Here is a 15,011-nt window from a genome sequence, read left to right as displayed (position 1 = left end):
TGTCTCGCCATGGATTCCGGGCTCGCGCCAAGTGGCGCGCCCCGGAATGACAGTGAGGGTGTGGCGACACCTGCCTCCCCATCGTCATTGCGAGGGTGGCGACGCAATCCAGACTGCCTCCGCGGAAAGACTCTGGATTGCTTTGCAGCGCTCGCAATGACGGTGGTTAGACCGCCGGAAACCGCGCTGCCTTCTCCTCCAGCGGCAGCTTCAGGCCGTTCGCCAGATACGACACCGTGCGGTAGAAGCCGCACAGCAGCATGATCTCAAGGACCTGCGCCTCGTCGTAATGCGCCGACAGCGCGGCGAACTCGGCGTCATCCAACGTCGCGCGGTGATGCAGCCCATCGACGGCGGCGATCAGCGCCTGCTCGGCCGGCGACCAGCACGGTGACGTCGCATCGCCCCGCACGGTCGCGTGCACCTCCTCCTCGGAGAGCCGCGCGGGCCCGGCGAAGATCGCGACATGTACGCCCCATTCATATTCGCACCCGGTCAGCGCACAGGTCCGGTCGATCACGATCTCGCGCTGGCGCAGGGAAAGTGGACCCGGATCAAGAAGGCCGCCGGCGCGGAACTTGTCCCAGGCGCGGGCGTGGCCTGCCATCACCCGGAACAGCGCCAGTGGCGGGGCGCCGCGCATGATGCGGTCGAACTGCGCCTGGATCTCCGGGGGATAAGGCGGGACGAGCGGGGCGATGCGCGGCGCGGCCTGGGACATCAGCTGTCTCCGTTGCTACAATTATCGTAGCACGGCGCTACATTATTTGTAGCACAACGCAAGAGGGCCGGGATGGCGAAGCAGGCAGCATCAGGGAGCCGAACCGTGCGCGGCTCACGCACCGGCCGGCCGATCATGGCGCTGCTCGACCTCCTCGGCCGACGCTGGAGCCTGCGAATCCTGTGGGAATTGCGCGACGCCCCCCTCACCTCGCGCAGCTTGCGCACCGCGTGCGACGAGGCCTCGCCGACGGTGCTGCAGGCGCGGCTGACGGAGCTGCGCGAAGCGGGGTTCGTGGAGCTGGGCGACGGTGGAGGTTACGGGCTGACGGCGCTCGGGCGGGAATTGTGCGAGACGTTCATGCCGCTGCACCGGTTTGCGGAGAGGTGGCGCAGCTCGAGTGGCGTCTAGGCTTGGCGTTACCGGCCAACAAACTCGTCATTGCGAGCGAAGCGAAGCAATCCAGACTGTCCCGCGGAAAGATTCTGGATTGCTTCGCTTCGCTCGCAATGACGGTGGACTACGCCGCGGCCACCGTCAAATTCGCACCGTCAACCTGCACCACCTTCACCCGCGTCCCGGCTGGCGTATCGGGCCCGGCGACGCGCCACACCGTGTCGCCGAGGCGCACGGTGCCGTTGCCGTCGATGATCGGCTTCTCCAGCGTGAACTCGCGGCCGAGCAATGCCTCGCTTCGCTTGTTGAGGAAGGGGCTGCTGCTTGCGTCCAGCTTCGGCCGCGCCAGCCGGCGCCACACCGGCACGGCGGCGGCTGCGAAGATTGCGAACATCACGAGCTGGATCTGCCACGACACGGCGACGGCAAAGGAGATCAGGCCGACGAGCAACGCGGCGAGCCCGAGCCAGAACAGGAATACGCCCGGCGCCAGCACCTCCAGCGCCATCAGAATGAAGCCGAAGATCAGCCAATTCCAGGTGCCGAGCGATACGAACATGTCGGTCATGACACGACCTCCTTCTATTGGCGCATGCCCTGATCGGAAAACCGGTCTCCACTTTTTTCCGGGGCATGCGCATTAAATTGACGCATGCCCTCATCGGAAGCGCATGCGCTTTGATTACCCCTGCCGCGGCGGCACCGCCGGCGGCGTGGGACCGGTCGTCGGCACCGAGCCGCCGCGGCGGGCGGCAGCGACCGCGGACGCCGCGCTTTCGCCGAACGTTGCCTTGGCGATCTCGCCGATGCCGGCGAGCGAGCCCAGCATGCTCATCGCCTCGACCGGAAGCATGATGACCTTCTGGTTCGGCGAGTCGGCCAACTGCCCGAACGCCTTGATATACTTATCGGCGATGAAATAGTTCAGCGCGGCGACGTCTCCCTTGGAGATGGCCTCACTGACCATCTGCGTCGCCTTGGCCTCGGCCTCCGCGGAACGTTCGCGGGCCTCGGCGTCGCGGAACGCAGCTTCCTTCCGGCCTTCGGCCTGGAGGATCTGCCCCTGCTTGGCGCCCTCGGCGCGCAGGATCTCGGACTGGCGCTGGCCTTCGGCGGCCAGAATGTCGGCGCGCTTGACGCGCTCGGCCTTCATCTGCCGGCCCATGGCTTCGACGAGGTCGGCAGGCGGCACGATGTCCTTGATCTCGATGCGGTTGACCTTGACGCCCCAGGGCGAGACCGCGGCGTCGACGACGCGCAGCAGGCGCTCGTTGATCTCGTCGCGGTGCGACAGCACCTGGTCGAGGTCCATCGAGCCCATCACCGAGCGGATGTTGGTCATGGTCAGGACCGTGATGGCCTGGTTGAGGTTGGCGACCTCGTAGCTCGCCTTGGCGGCATCGAACACCTGGAAGAAGGCGACGCCGTCCACCGTCACGGTGGCGTTGTCCTTGGTGATGACCTCCTGCTCGGGAATGTCGATCACCTGCTCCATCATGTTGATCTTGCGTCCGACGCGATCGAAATACGGCACGATCAGGTTGAGCCCGGGGCTCAGCGTCTGGGTGTATTTGCCGAACCGCTCGATGGTCCAGTCATAGCCCTGCGGCACCGTCTTGACGCCGGCGACCAGCGTGACGATGACGAGCAAAACCAGAACAATCGCGAAAACATCGAAACCGCTCATATCTCCTCCAAGGCGGGAAAGCCCTTTCCCGCGCTGTCATTGGTCGGGAACGTGACCTTACCGGTTCAGCGGTCACCATTCACGTCGGCGCGGAGCGACATTTCCACAAGAAGTACGGAGGCGGAACGATCGCCGATAAGTATTGTGAGAAAGCCCTTGAAACGGCAGGGAGGCAACCTAGCAACGACCGGTGTCCTAGTTGGACCATGCAAAATTCACCGGCTTCAGCGCGGCGAGCTCGGGCCGCTCTTTTCGCAGCTTCGCCAGTTGGACGGCCGTCGGCCTTGTCTCGAAACTGCGTTGCTGCCCCGGAAAGACGGTCGCAACGTAATACAGTCCGGGGGAAGGAAGATCGATCTTGGGCGTATGCACCGGCACGAATCCCATCGACGCGCCATTCGGGAGATAGGTGCCCGGGCGACCCGTCGTCGTATAGTTTTGCAGCTCAAGCCCCGTCGTTCCGACCGCGACCGGAATCGCAACAAGTCCGTCCGGAGCAAGGCTGATCCCTCGCGCATTGATCGCGGGAAAACCGCTGTGAACGAATTGAAGATAGTTGATCGTCTCGCTGCCGCCGTTTGCGACCAGGACAATCGCCGTATCACTCTTGACGGCACCGCCGGCCCGCACCGCTTCCGGATACATGGTCGACGCAACGTCCCCGGTCGTGTTGCAACCAGCGAGTCCGCAGGCCACGACAGCTACAAGCAACAATCCCCGCATCCAATCGCGCCCGCCCCGTTTCGAGCCGCATCGCTCGCGGCAACATCCCCACCGTCATTCTGCCCCAGGAATTCTGGAATCACCAGTCGAAGGGAGCATCGGCGCCCCTATTCAACCACGGTGTTGGCGAGCGCAAGCAGCGAGGGCGACATCGCCAGCCCCAGCGCCCTCACCGTCTTCAGGTTGATCGCAAGCTCGAACTTGGTGGGGTTCTGGACCGGCAGGTCGGCCGCCTGCGCGCCCTTCAGGATGCGATCGATGTAGTTGGCGGCGCGGCGAAGCTGCTCGGCGCTGTCGGTGCTGTAGGACATCAGCCCGCCCTCGTCGACGAAGGTGCGGCTCCAGAACACCGCCGGCACGCGGGCTTCACCGATTGCAGCCAGGAGCTGGGCACGATTGGCCATGGTGAAGAAGTCAGGCAGCACCAAAAGGCCGCCGTCCTTCCGCGAAGCCAGCGCGGCGATCGAGCCAGCGTCGTGAACCGGTGCTGCCTCGACCGTCACGTGAAGCGTCCGTGCGGCGTCCTCGATCGTACGCAGCATCAGGGGCGCGAACGGCGCGGTGGCTGGATTGTAGACGACGATAACGCGGGACACTTTTGGCGTGACCTGCGTCAGCATCTCCAGCCATTTGCCGGCGAGCGGGCCGTCGTAATCGGTGAAGCCGGTGATGTTGCCGCCGGGATGGGCGAGGTTTTTGACAAAGCCCTGGCTGACGGGATCGGTGACGACGGCGAACACGATCGGGATCGTCGTGGTGCGCTGGCGCAGCTCCTCGACCGAGGGCGTGCCGACCGCGAGCAGGATATCCGGCTTGAGCGCCACGAGTTCGTCGGCGAGGCGCGCGATGCGTGCCCGGTCGCCGGCGCCGCTGCGCCAATCGATCCTGAGGTTGTCGTGCTCCTTCCAGCCATGGGCGGCCAGCGTCTCGACCAGGATCGTGCTGCGGGCCTGCCCGATCGCGTCATCCGCGGCCGTGACCGAGAGCACGCCGAGTCGACGCGGCGCGTTCGGCTGCTGCGCCAGCACCGAGGCCGGCAGCGCGGCGATCGTCCCAAGAAGCGCCAAAGTCTCGCGGCGGTTCATGGGACACGCCATCAGATCCAGCCCTGAAGCTCGCGCAGCACCAGGGTGCGGATCACGTCCATGCCGGGATCGCTGTCGTTGAGACAGGGGATCGCGGAAAACTGCTCGCCGCCATTATGCTTGAAGATCTCGGCATTCTCCTGCGCGATCTCCTCCAGCGTCTCCAGGCAGTCGGCGGCAAAGCCGGGCGTCACCACCGCGATGCGGCGCACGCCTTCCTTGGCCAGCCGCTCCATGGTCTTGTCGGTGTAGGGCTGGAGCCACTCGTCATTGCCGAAGCGCGACTGGAAGGTCAGCAGCAGTTTCGTCTCGTCCATGCCGAGCCGGCGGCGCAGCGCCTCCGTCGTGGCGACGCAGTGGGACTGATAGGGATCGCCCTTGTCGACATAGGATTTCGGCATGCCGTGGAAGGACGCCACGATCAGCTCCGGCTTGAAGGACAGCGTCGCCAGATGCGTCTCGATCGAGATCGCGAGCGCCTCGATATAGGCCTCGTCCTCGTAGTAAGGCGGCGCCACCCGCAGCGTCGGCTGGTTCCGCAAGCGGGCGAGCACGCGGAAAACTTCGTCGCAGACCGTCGCCGAGGTCGAGGCGGAATATTGCGGATAGAGCGGCACGGCGAGGATGCGGTCGCACCCCTTCGCGATCAGCGCATCGATACCGGACTTGATCGAGGGATTGCCGTAGCGCATCGCCCAGTCCACGACGACGTGGTCGCTGTCGGACAGTGCGGCCGCAAGCTTGCCGGCTTGCGAGCGCGTGATGGTCTTCAGCGGCGACTCGTTCCGCTCATTGTTCCAGATCTTCTGATAGTCCAGCGCCTTGGTGCGGGGACGACTGCGCAGGATGATGCCGTTGAGCACGAACTGCCAGACCAGCCCCTGGTCCTCGATGACGCGGGCGTCCGAGAGGAACTCCTTCAGATAGACACGCACGCCGGGGGCATCGGCCGTATCGGGCGTGCCGAGATTGACCAGAAGCACGCCGACGCGCGGCTGGGCCGGCTGCGCGGCCGGTTTCGCGGTCTCGATGGGGGCAGCGATCGTCATGGTATCCGTTGCCTCGCGCGTTGCTCCGAACTTGTCAAGATGAGGCCGGTTTCGCTAGGGTCGCCCCCAAGCGGGGGAGGGAAAATGACGCTCGCGGAATGGTGCGTATTCGGAGCGCTGCTGCTTTATCTGGCGACGATCGCCTCGATCAAATGGATCAGGTTTCGCGGCTTCGACAATTCCCGGCCGCGCGATCCGGCCTTCTATGAGGACGCCATCGCGCAGCGCGCGCTCGGCGCCCACCAGAACGGCATCGAGACCTTTCCGTTCTTCGCCTTCGCGGTGTTGCTTGCCGAATTCCGGGATTCGCCGCAGCGGCTGATCGACGAGCTCGCCGTGCTGTTCCTGATCGTGCGGATCGCCTACGTGCTGACCTATCTCGGCAACCGCCCGACGCTGCGCTCGATCCTCTGGAGCATCGGCTTTGCGATCAATCTCGGGATCTTCTTCATGCCGGCGCTGAAGCGGTTTCTGCCGGTGTGAGTTTCTGACCCTCCCCCTCCAGGGGAGGGTGAAGGAAGCCTAGAAACACGTCGTCCGCTCGGCGGCGATGTAGCCGAACAACAGGCCCGCGCCGAACAGCAGCACGAGAGCGGCGGCGCCGAATTCGATGCCGCGCATGAAGAGAGCACCGCCGCCGTCGCGCCCGGCGCTGAGGCGGGCGGCGATGTCCTTGGCGGAGACGGCGACGACGGCGATCGCCGCGACCGTAATGGCGGTGCCGAGCCCCATCAGCAAGGTCGCGGCGATGCCGGCCCAGAACAGGCCCTGCGCGAGCGCGAACACCAGCACCAGGATCGCACCCGAGCAGGGCCGGATGCCGACGGTCAGGATCGCAGCGAAGCCGCGCCGCCAGCCACCGGGGCCCGCGAGCTCGCTCGGCGTGGGGCCGTGGGAATGACCGCAATGCTCGTCATGGACGTGGTCGTGCCCATGGTGGTGATGGGCGTGGGCGTGACCATGGTCGTGATGATGGTGATCATGACCGTGATCGTGGTCATGATGATCATGGGCATCATGGTGATGGTGATGGCCGTGATCATGATGGTCGTGCGGCACGCCGGCGATCGCCGGCACCGGCTGGACCGCCTGCAGCGCGCGGATGAAGGTGCGGCCCTTGACCCAGACCAGCCGCAGGCCGAACAGCGCGATCAGGCCGTAGCTCGCGATCTCGATCGCGCCTTCCGCCTTGCACATGGTCTTGGCGGTCGCGTTCAGCACCCAGGCCGAGATGCCGACGATCAGGATCGCCACCAGCGACTGCATCAGCGCCGAGGCAAACGACAGCGCGATGCCGCGCCGCGCAGTCTCGCGGTTGGCGACGAGATAGGAGGCGATCACCGCCTTGCCGTGGCCGGGGCCGGCAGCGTGGAAGATGCCATAGGCAAAGGAGATGAAGAGCAGCGTCCACACCGCCGAGCCGTCGGACTTGGCGGCGCGGATAGTCGCCGACATCTGGCGATAGAATTCCGACTGCTTTGCCAACAGCCAGCCGATGACGCCGCTGGCCTCGGGCTCGGCCGCCTGCGCCGGGCGTGGTGCGCCGAACGGATTTTGCGCGAGGAGATCGTGAAGCGCGGCGTCGGCCACGCTCACAACAAGGAGCACGACCGCACAGGCCAGAAGCCCACGCACAAGCGGGGAGCGAAGACGACCGATCAAGGGCAATCCACCGTGATCTTGTTGGCGAACATCATGCCGAAATTCGAGTTCTCACCGTTCAGGAAGGTCTGCTCGTTGAGCTTCTGCGCGGCGGCGGAGCCGTCGCTGGGCCGATCGAGCTTCATCTGGCAGCCGGCGGGCGCCCCGACCAGCTTGACCGGATTGTCCTTGGCCATCTGGAAGTCGATGAAATAGGAACGGTCGAACACTTCGAGCACCAGCTGCTTGGGCTTGACCGGATTCTTCAGCGGCAGCGTGAAGTGCAGGGTCAGCACGGTATCCTTGTAGTCGAGGAAGTAGTCGACCGGCTCGTTAAAACGTTCCTTCTTGCCGTCGGCTCGCGCGAAGGTGAAGTAGGCGTATTCCTTCAGCGACTCGACATTGGTCTGCGCCAGCGGCCCCAACTCTTCACGGGTGTAAGCGCCCTTGGTCTTGCTCTCGAGCCCCTGCAGCGCATAGGCCGAGAACATGTCGTCGAAGGTCCAGGCGTGACGGACACCGGTAATGCTGCCGTCGGCGGCGTAGAGCAGCTCGCTGGTCGCGGTGATCCAGACATGCGGATGCGCCCTCGCCACGCCCGCTGCGAACGTCATCGCAGCGGCGAGCAACAGGCCGAACAGGGCACGCATGCCCATCAGGCCGCCTTGGCGTCGTCGAGCAGGCCGCGGCGGCGCAGCAGCGCGTCGGGCTCCGGCGGACGGCCGCGGAAGGCCTCATAGGCCGCTTCCGGATCGACCGATCCGCCGCTCGAATAGATGTCGTCGTGCAGGCGTTTTGCCACCGCGGGATCAAAGATGTTGCCGGCCTCCTCGAAGGCGCCGAAGGCGTCGGCGTCCATCACCTCGGACCACATGTAGCTGTAGTAACCGGAGGCATAATGGTCGCCGGAGAAGATATGGCCGAACTGGGTGGGGCGGTGGCGCAGCGAGATCTCCTCGGGCATGCCGATCTTCTCCAGCTCCTTCTTCTCGAAGGCGCGGACATCCTGCGCGGCAGAGGCCGGCTGGGTGTGGAATTCGAGATCGACAAGCGCCGAGGAGACGAACTCGACCGTGGCAAAACCCTGGTTGAACTTTCGCGCGGCGAGGAAGCGCCGGAGCAGATCGTCCGGCAGCGGCACGCCGGTCTGGTAGTGGCGGGCGAACTGCTGCAGCACCTCCGGCCGCTCCTGCCAGTGCTCGTAGAGCTGGGAGGGCAGCTCGACGAAGTCGGTGAACACCGCGGTGCCCGAGAGTGACGGATAGGTCACATTGGAGAGCATGCCGTGCAGGCCGTGGCCGAACTCGTGGAACAGGGTCCGGGCATCGTCGGGCGAGAGCAGCGAGGGCTCGCCGTTCGCGCCCTTGGCGAAGTTGCAGACATTGATGACGAGCGGCGCGATCTCGCCATCCAGTTTTTGTTGGTCGCGCAGCGAGGTCATCCAGGCGCCGGAGCGCTTCGACGGCCGGGCGTAGTAGTCGCCGTAGAACAGCGCCTTGTGCTTGCCGTCCGGCCCCTTCACCTCCCAGACCCGGACATCAGGGTGCCAGGCCGGCACATCCTTGCGCTCCTCGAAGGTGACGCCGAACAGGCGGGTGGCGCAGTCGAAGGCAGCAGCGATCATGTGATCGAGCGTGAGATACGGCTTGATCGCGGCGTCGTCGAAATTGGCGCGCTGGAGGCGGAGTTTTTCGGCATAGAAGCGCCAGTCCCAGGGCGCGAGCTTGAAATTGGCGCCCTCTTCCGTGATCAACGCCTGCATCTCGTCGCGGTCGGCGAGCGCGCGCGCCCGCGCCGGCTTCCAGACCCGCTCCAGCAGGCCGCGCACCGCATCAGGCGTCTTGGCCATGGAATCCTCGAGCCGGTAGGCAGCGAAGGTCGGATAGCCCAGAAGCTTGGCGCTCTCCTCGCGCAGCTTCAGGATCTCGACGATGGTGCCGTTGTTGTCGTTGGCATTGCCGTTGTCGCCCCGCGCCGTGAAGGCCTTGTAGACCTTCTCGCGCAGGTCACGGCGGGCCGAGCTCTTCAGGAACGGCTCGGTCGAGGAACGCGACAGCGTCACGATGGCCTTACCTTCCATGCCGCGCTCTTCCGCCGCAGCCTTGGCTGCCGCAACGAAGCTCTCCGGCAGGCCCTCGCGGTCGGCCTCCCCCAGCTCCATGAACCACTCCTGCTCGTCGCCGAGCAGGTGGTGGCTGAAGCTGGTGCCGAGTTGGGCGAGCTTCTCGTTGATCTCCGCCATCCGCGCCTTGGCCTCTTCGGAGAGGCCGGCGCCGGAACGATGGAAGCGGGTGTAGGTGCGCTCCAGCAGGCGGAGCTGCTCGGGCGAAAGACCAAGACCGGCGCGGTTCTCGTGCAGATGGGCGATGCGACCAAACAGCACGGCGTTCATCATGATCGGATTCCAGTGCCGCGCCATCCGCAAGGAGACCTCCTTGTCGATCTCCAGGATGGCCGGGTTGGAATGCGCCGAGACGAGGTCGTAGAAGACCGCCGCGACCTTGGTGAGGAGCTTGCCGGAGCGCTCCAGCGCCGTGATAGTGTTGGCGAAGTCGGCGGCCGCCGGATCGTTGGTGATCGCCGCAACCTCGGCGGAGTGATCGGCGAAGGCCTGCTCGAAGGCCGGCAGAAAGTGCTCGGGCTTGAGCTCGTCGAAGGGCGGGGTCGCAAACGGCGTCACCCAGGCCTTCAGCAGCGGGTTGGTCTCGGGGTCCGTGGTTTGGCGGGGGTCTGACATCGCAAGTCCCGGTTTTTGTGGCTCGATTGTTGGGGTCAGCTATAGCACGCGATGGGGCTTTTTTGGGCCATTTGCCCTTGCTCCCGGCCGCCTTTTCGGGGAGATTGCGGCCCTCGAAACCACGGACCCCAGAGCTCATGAACGCGCCTGCCTCCTCTTCCCGTCAGATCGTCTGGCCGAGCGTCATCACTGTCGTCAGCGCCGCCATCCTGATCGGCGCCGAGGTGTTCGGCGCCGCGTTCGCCGGCGGCTGGGCGCTCGCGATCCTGTTCGGACTCGGCGATCAGGGCACGCACATCCTGCAGGCCGCGCTGTTCGCGCTCGGCGTGCTCGTGATGACCGCGTTCATCCGCGCTGCGCAGCGCGTCGAGCCGTTCACGAAGCGCCGCTGACGCTTCCTCGCGCGCGCAAGACGCGCGCACGGCTGAAAAAACTTAACGCGCGTTCATCTTCCGCGTCGCTCGCGCAACACCGCGCAAGCAGATGTTAGGCAATTCTGTCCTCAGCCTAAAAAAATTCTTGCGAAGCTGAGTCAAAACGCTTATGTGCGCTCTTGCCCAATTTCGCACGTGCCTGTGGTCGTGTGTCAGTCGGTAGGTATCCGGACAAGAGGCCGGACAGCCGCCAAGGGGTGAAGAAGCCGAGGGGCTCTTCGGAAGTGCGGAAGTCGACCGAAAGGTCGGACGAGGAAGCAAACCCGGAGCGTCCAGCATCTCTCTCAAAGAGATGCCATGTCGAAGGTGACTTCACTTTTTGCAACCGTGACTGGCAGCCGGAGGCGAACCGGCGCACCCCGCTCTCAACGGGGGACGCGACTTAAAGCAACGACGGATCGGGCTTTTTTGGTCTCTACCGGCGGTCCAACGCCGGCGCGGGCTACTGAAAAGGCTTGTCCTTCATTGCCAGGTGTGCGGGCGGGAACAATCCCAACCAATCCACGGCAGCACAGTCTGGTTTGAGTCTTTGGCTCGTCGCGCCTCCATCGCGCGATCTGGCCGGAGCGCTCTTATCCGACGACATTTTTTGAACGGATCCCCGTCGCTGGGCCGTTTGGGAGAGTGCTATGACCGAACGTATTCAGGAATTCCTGCGCAACCGCCGCAGCGAGGGCCTCGACACCGAGCCGTGCCTCGTCGTCGACCTCGAGGTCGTGCGCGACAATTACCAGACCTTCGCCAAGGCGCTGCCCGACAGCCGCGTGTTCTACGCCGTCAAGGCGAACCCGGCGCCGGAAGTGCTGGCGCTGCTCGCGTCCATGGGCTCCTGCTTCGACACTGCGACGGTCGCCGAGATCGAGATGGCGCTGGCCGCGGGTGCGACGCCCGACCGCATCTCCTTCGGCAACACGATCAAGAAGGAGCGCGACATCGCGCGCGCCTTCGCGCTCGGCATCCGGCTTTTCGCCGTGGATTGCGCCGCCGAGGTCGAGAAGATCGCCCGTGCCGCTCCCGGCGCGAAGGTGTTCTGCCGCATCCTCTATGACTGCGCCGGCGCCGAGTGGCCGCTGTCGCGCAAGTTCGGCTGCGACCCGGAGATGGCCGTCGAGGTGCTCGACGTCGCCAAGCGCCTGGGCCTGGAGCCCTGCGGCATCTCCTTCCATGTCGGCTCGCAGCAGCGCAAGGTGAAGGCGTGGGACCGTGCGCTGGCGATGGCCTCGCAGGTATTCCGCGACTGCGCCGAGCGCGGCATCAACCTGACCATGGTCAACATGGGCGGCGGCTTCCCGACCAAGTACCTGAAGGACGTGCCGCCGGTCGTGACCTACGGCCGCTCGATCTTCCGCGCGCTGCGCAAGCACTTCGGCAACCAGATTCCGGAGACCATCATCGAGCCGGGCCGCGGCATGGTGGGCAACGCCGGCATCATCGAATCCGAAGTCGTGCTCATCTCGAAGAAGAGCGACGATGACGAGGTGCGCTGGGTCTATCTCGACATCGGCAAGTTCGGCGGTCTCGCCGAGACGATGGACGAGTCGATCCGTTACGCCATCCGCACCCCGCATGACGGCGCGGACATGACGCCGTGCGTGCTCGCGGGCCCGACCTGCGACAGCGCCGACGTGCTGTACGAGAAGACCCCGTATCCGCTTCCCGTTACGCTCGAGATCGGCGACAAGCTGCTGATCGAAGGCACCGGGGCCTATACGTCGACCTACTCGTCGGTGGCGTTCAACGGCATCCCGCCGCTGAAGACGTACCACATCTGATTTGCCGCATCTGATCCGCCTCTCGTTCTGAGGCCTGACGAACCCGGGAGCCGGTCCGCCGGCTCCCTTCCTGACATTGCCATTCTGACGACGTCTTGAGCCGGCGTGCTTCTCGCACGCGGGTTCAAGCGGGGACTGACGCGCCATGACTGCTTTTCGGAAGCCACAAGTCGCCCTCACTTCGAAAGCCGCTCCGTTCGCGATCCGTGCGGAACGCGCTGCCGACGTCGCCGCCCGTGAAGCGCTGCTGGATGCAAGCTTTGGCGAGAACCGCCATGACCGCACCTGCCAGCGCCTGCGCGACGGACGTGCACCTGCCGCGGGCCTTGCCCTGTCGGCTGTGCGCGAGGGGACACTCGTGGGAACCGTGCGGCTGTGGCACGTCAGCGCCGGAGGCAGGCCCGCTCTGGTCCTCGGACCGCTGGCGGTGGACCCTGCCTTCCGCGAGCTCGGGATCGGCGCCGCGCTGATGCAACAAGCGCTGGCCGCCGCCCGGGCGCGCGGGCATGCCGCCGTCATCCTGCTCGGCGATGCCCCCTATTACGTCCGCTTCGGCTTCTCGCCCGAGAAGACCGGCGCATTGATGCTGCCCGGCCCGTTCGAGCGCGATCGCCTGCTGGCGATCGAATTCCAGGCCGGTGCGCTGGATGGCGTTGAGGGAATGATCGTCCCGACCGGTGCGGTCCTGCCCAAGCGGAGGGTAGTTCGCGCCCTCCAGGCGCACGCGGCCTAAGGGATCGCCATGATGGCGACCACTTAAGCCGCCATCCGCGGCGATGCCCGCGCGTGCCCGTTCCTTTGGGGTTGCGCGGGCCTGAGAAACGCCCTTTAACCCGCCAAACACCCCCTTCAGTCGAGGCCCACGACCATGTCCCGTCGCCTGATCTCCACCGGCTCTCCTCTCGAGAAGACCGTCGGCTACAGCCGCGCCGTGATCGACGGCGAGTTCGCCTTTGTCGCCGGAACCACCGGCTATGACTACACGACGATGACGATGCCATCCGATGTCACGAGCCAGTCACGCAACTGCTTCAAGACCATCGAAGCCGCCCTGAAGGAGGGCGGATTCGAGATGGCCGATATCGTCCGTGCGACCTACTACGTCACCGACGCCAGCACCATCGATGCCCACTTCGCCGTCTGCGGCGAGGTTCTCGGCGACATCAGGCCGGCTGCGACACTGCTCGTCGTCTCCGCCCTCGCCAAGCCCGAGATGAAGGTCGAGATCGAAGTCACCGCCAAGCGCCGCAGCGCCTGATCCACCCACTCTTTGTCTGCCAGCACGTTCCGGAGAAACCATCCCATGAGCCACCCCTCGCAGATCTACGCGAAGATCACTGGTCCCATCGTCATGGTCGGCTTCGGCTCCATCGGCAAAGGCACGCTGCCGATGATCGAGCGGCATCTCGATTACGACAAGTCGCGCGTCACCGTGATCGATCCCAAGGACGAGGGCCGCAAGGCGCATTGCGAGAAGCAGAACGTCCGCTTCATCCAGAAGGCCGTGACCAGGGACAATTACCGGGAGTTGCTGACCCCGCTGCTCACCGAAGGCGGCGGCCAGGGCTTCTGCGTCAATCTCTCGGTCGATACCGGCTCCACCGACATCATGGAGCTCTGCAACGAGCTGGGCGCTCTCTACATCGACACCGTCAACGAGCCCTGGCTCGGCTTCTATTTCGATTCCTCGAAGGGCCCGGAAGCGCGCTCCAACTACGCCCTGCGCGAAGTGACGCTGGCCGCCAAGAAGGCGCGCCCCGCCGGCTCGACGACGGCCGTCTCCTGCTGCGGCGCCAATCCCGGCATGGTCTCCTTTTTCGTCAAGCAGGCGCTGCTCAATGTCGCCGCCGATCTGAAGCTCAATGCCCCCAAGCCGAAGACCAGGGCCGAGTGGGCCGATTTGATGCGGCAGGCCGGCATCAAGGGCATCCACATCGCCGAACGCGACACCCAGCGCTCCAAGTCGCCGAAAGAGCCTGACGTCTTCGTCAACACTTGGTCAGTGGAAGGCTTCCTGTCGGAAGGCGTGCAGCCATCCGAGCTCGGCTGGGGCACCCATGAAAAATGGATGCCCGAGAATGCGCGGACCCACGAAGCCGGCTGCGGCGCCGCCATCTATCTGATGCAGCCCGGCGCCAACACGCGCGTGCGCACCTGGTGCCCGACCCGCGGCGCGCAGTACGGCTTCCTCGTCACCCACAACGAGTCGATCTCGATCTCCGATTACTTCACGGTGCGCGACGCATCCGGCACGGCGGTCTACCGGCCGACCTGCCACTATGCCTATCACCCGGCCGACGATGCCGTGCTGTCGCTGCATGAAATGTTCGGCCGCGCCGCGAAGATGCAGGAGAAGCACCACATCCTCGACGAGAACGAGATCGTCGACGGCATCGACGAACTCGGCGTGCTGCTGTTCGGCCACGACAACAATGCCTATTGGTACGGCTCGCAGCTCTCGATCGAAGAGACCCGCAGGCTCGCCCCCTACCAGAACGCCACCGGCCTGCAGGTGACCTCCGCCGTGCTCGGCGGCATGGTGTGGGCGCTGGAGAACCCGAACGAAGGCATCGTCGAAGCCGACGAGATGGATTTCGATCGTCTGCTGGAAATCCAGTTGCCGTATCTCGGCCCGGTGAAGGGTTTCTACACCGACTGGACGCCGCTGACGGATCGCCCGGGGCTGTTCCCGGAAGATATCGACACCAGCGATCCCTGGCAGTTCCGGAATGTCCTGGTGCGTTGATCGCCCAACGGACTCGAACG

Annotated in this window: 16 protein-coding genes; 7 read left to right on the top strand and 9 right to left on the bottom strand. The window is 65.1% G+C overall.

The genetic code is table 11. The annotated features are described in order from the left end of the window. Positions 1 to 166: 166 nt before the first annotated feature. Positions 167 to 721: a carboxymuconolactone decarboxylase family protein gene (locus BJ6T_RS07945; protein ID WP_014491791.1), complete on the bottom strand. Its 555-nt coding sequence runs from the start codon at positions 719 to 721 to the stop codon at positions 167 to 169. 72 nt (positions 722 to 793) lie between these two features. Here BJ6T_RS07945 and BJ6T_RS07940 point away from each other — a divergent pair, with 72 nt between their 5' ends. After that, positions 794 to 1,132 (top strand): winged helix-turn-helix transcriptional regulator, encoded by a 339-nt coding sequence (locus BJ6T_RS07940; protein ID WP_028169937.1) that lies wholly within the window; start codon positions 794 to 796, stop codon positions 1,130 to 1,132. Between the two features lie 109 nt (positions 1,133 to 1,241). On the opposite strand, the gene BJ6T_RS07935 is transcribed toward BJ6T_RS07940, so the two are convergent. The 5 genes from BJ6T_RS07935 to hemH form a co-directional block, all read right to left on the bottom strand. After that, the gene (locus BJ6T_RS07935; protein WP_014491789.1) at positions 1,242 to 1,685 is read right to left on the bottom strand and encodes an NfeD family protein; all 444 of its coding nucleotides are present in this window, start codon (positions 1,683 to 1,685) and stop codon (positions 1,242 to 1,244) included. Positions 1,686 to 1,799: 114 nt separating this feature from the next. Continuing rightward, positions 1,800 to 2,804 carry an SPFH domain-containing protein gene (locus tag BJ6T_RS07930; RefSeq protein ID WP_014491788.1) on the bottom strand — a complete coding sequence of 335 codons (1,005 nt, stop codon included), beginning with the start codon at positions 2,802 to 2,804 and terminating at the stop codon, positions 1,800 to 1,802. A gap of 195 nt (positions 2,805 to 2,999) precedes the next feature. Continuing rightward, positions 3,000 to 3,449 carry a hypothetical protein gene (locus BJ6T_RS07925; protein ID WP_014491787.1) on the bottom strand — a complete coding sequence of 150 codons (450 nt, stop codon included), beginning with the start codon at positions 3,447 to 3,449 and terminating at the stop codon, positions 3,000 to 3,002. A 185-nt stretch (positions 3,450 to 3,634) separates the two neighbouring features. Continuing rightward, entirely contained in the window at positions 3,635 to 4,612 is a 978-nt protein-coding gene (locus tag BJ6T_RS07920) for an ABC transporter substrate-binding protein (RefSeq protein ID WP_014491786.1), read from the bottom strand. Between the two features lie 11 nt (positions 4,613 to 4,623). After that, positions 4,624 to 5,661 (bottom strand): ferrochelatase, encoded by a 1,038-nt coding sequence (gene hemH, locus BJ6T_RS07915; protein ID WP_014491785.1) that lies wholly within the window; start codon positions 5,659 to 5,661, stop codon positions 4,624 to 4,626. 84 nt (positions 5,662 to 5,745) lie between these two features. On the opposite strand from hemH, the gene BJ6T_RS07910 reads away from it, so the two are divergent. Then, positions 5,746 to 6,144 (top strand): MAPEG family protein, encoded by a 399-nt coding sequence (locus BJ6T_RS07910; protein WP_014491784.1) that lies wholly within the window; start codon positions 5,746 to 5,748, stop codon positions 6,142 to 6,144. Positions 6,145 to 6,183: 39 nt separating this feature from the next. Here BJ6T_RS07910 and BJ6T_RS07905 read toward each other — a convergent pair whose 3' ends face one another. From BJ6T_RS07905 to BJ6T_RS07895, 3 genes are read right to left on the bottom strand one after another with little or no spacing between them, the layout of a single operon-like run. Continuing rightward, a complete protein-coding gene (locus BJ6T_RS07905) occupies positions 6,184 to 7,329 on the bottom strand; it encodes a nickel/cobalt transporter (protein ID WP_028169938.1) in 1,146 nt (381 codons plus the stop codon). Next, complete coding sequence (locus BJ6T_RS07900) at positions 7,320 to 7,958, bottom strand: DUF1007 family protein (protein WP_014491782.1); 639 nt, start codon at positions 7,956 to 7,958, stop codon at positions 7,320 to 7,322. The genes BJ6T_RS07905 and BJ6T_RS07900 overlap by 10 nt, the downstream gene beginning before the upstream one ends. Further along, complete coding sequence (locus BJ6T_RS07895; RefSeq protein WP_014491781.1) at positions 7,958 to 10,039, bottom strand: M3 family metallopeptidase; 2,082 nt, start codon at positions 10,037 to 10,039, stop codon at positions 7,958 to 7,960. The genes BJ6T_RS07900 and BJ6T_RS07895 overlap by 1 nt, the downstream gene beginning before the upstream one ends. A 137-nt stretch (positions 10,040 to 10,176) precedes the next feature. Between BJ6T_RS07895 and BJ6T_RS07890 the strand changes: the two genes are divergently transcribed. From BJ6T_RS07890 to BJ6T_RS07870, 5 genes are all read left to right on the top strand, one after another. Next, positions 10,177 to 10,431, top strand: coding sequence for a hypothetical protein (locus BJ6T_RS07890; RefSeq protein WP_014491780.1), 255 nt, complete (start codon positions 10,177 to 10,179; stop codon positions 10,429 to 10,431). Between the two features lie 671 nt (positions 10,432 to 11,102). Continuing rightward, positions 11,103 to 12,245, top strand: a complete 1,143-nt coding sequence (locus BJ6T_RS07885; RefSeq protein ID WP_014491779.1) for a type III PLP-dependent enzyme — start codon at positions 11,103 to 11,105, stop codon at positions 12,243 to 12,245. Positions 12,246 to 12,390: 145 nt separating this feature from the next. After that, entirely contained in the window at positions 12,391 to 12,978 is a 588-nt protein-coding gene (locus tag BJ6T_RS07880) for a GNAT family N-acetyltransferase (protein ID WP_014491778.1), read from the top strand. Positions 12,979 to 13,113: 135 nt separating this feature from the next. Continuing rightward, entirely contained in the window at positions 13,114 to 13,503 is a 390-nt protein-coding gene (locus tag BJ6T_RS07875) for a RidA family protein (RefSeq protein ID WP_014491777.1), read from the top strand. 45 nt (positions 13,504 to 13,548) lie between these two features. Continuing rightward, positions 13,549 to 14,991 carry a homospermidine synthase gene (locus tag BJ6T_RS07870; RefSeq protein WP_014491776.1) on the top strand — a complete coding sequence of 481 codons (1,443 nt, stop codon included), beginning with the start codon at positions 13,549 to 13,551 and terminating at the stop codon, positions 14,989 to 14,991. Positions 14,992 to 15,011 lie beyond the last annotated feature (20 nt).

The organism is Bradyrhizobium japonicum USDA 6 (assembly GCF_000284375.1).
Taxonomy (GTDB): Bacteria; Pseudomonadota; Alphaproteobacteria; order Rhizobiales; family Xanthobacteraceae; genus Bradyrhizobium; species Bradyrhizobium japonicum.
Note: the sequence above shows the minus strand (reverse complement) of the source record. Positions and strands in the feature narration are given on the sequence as shown.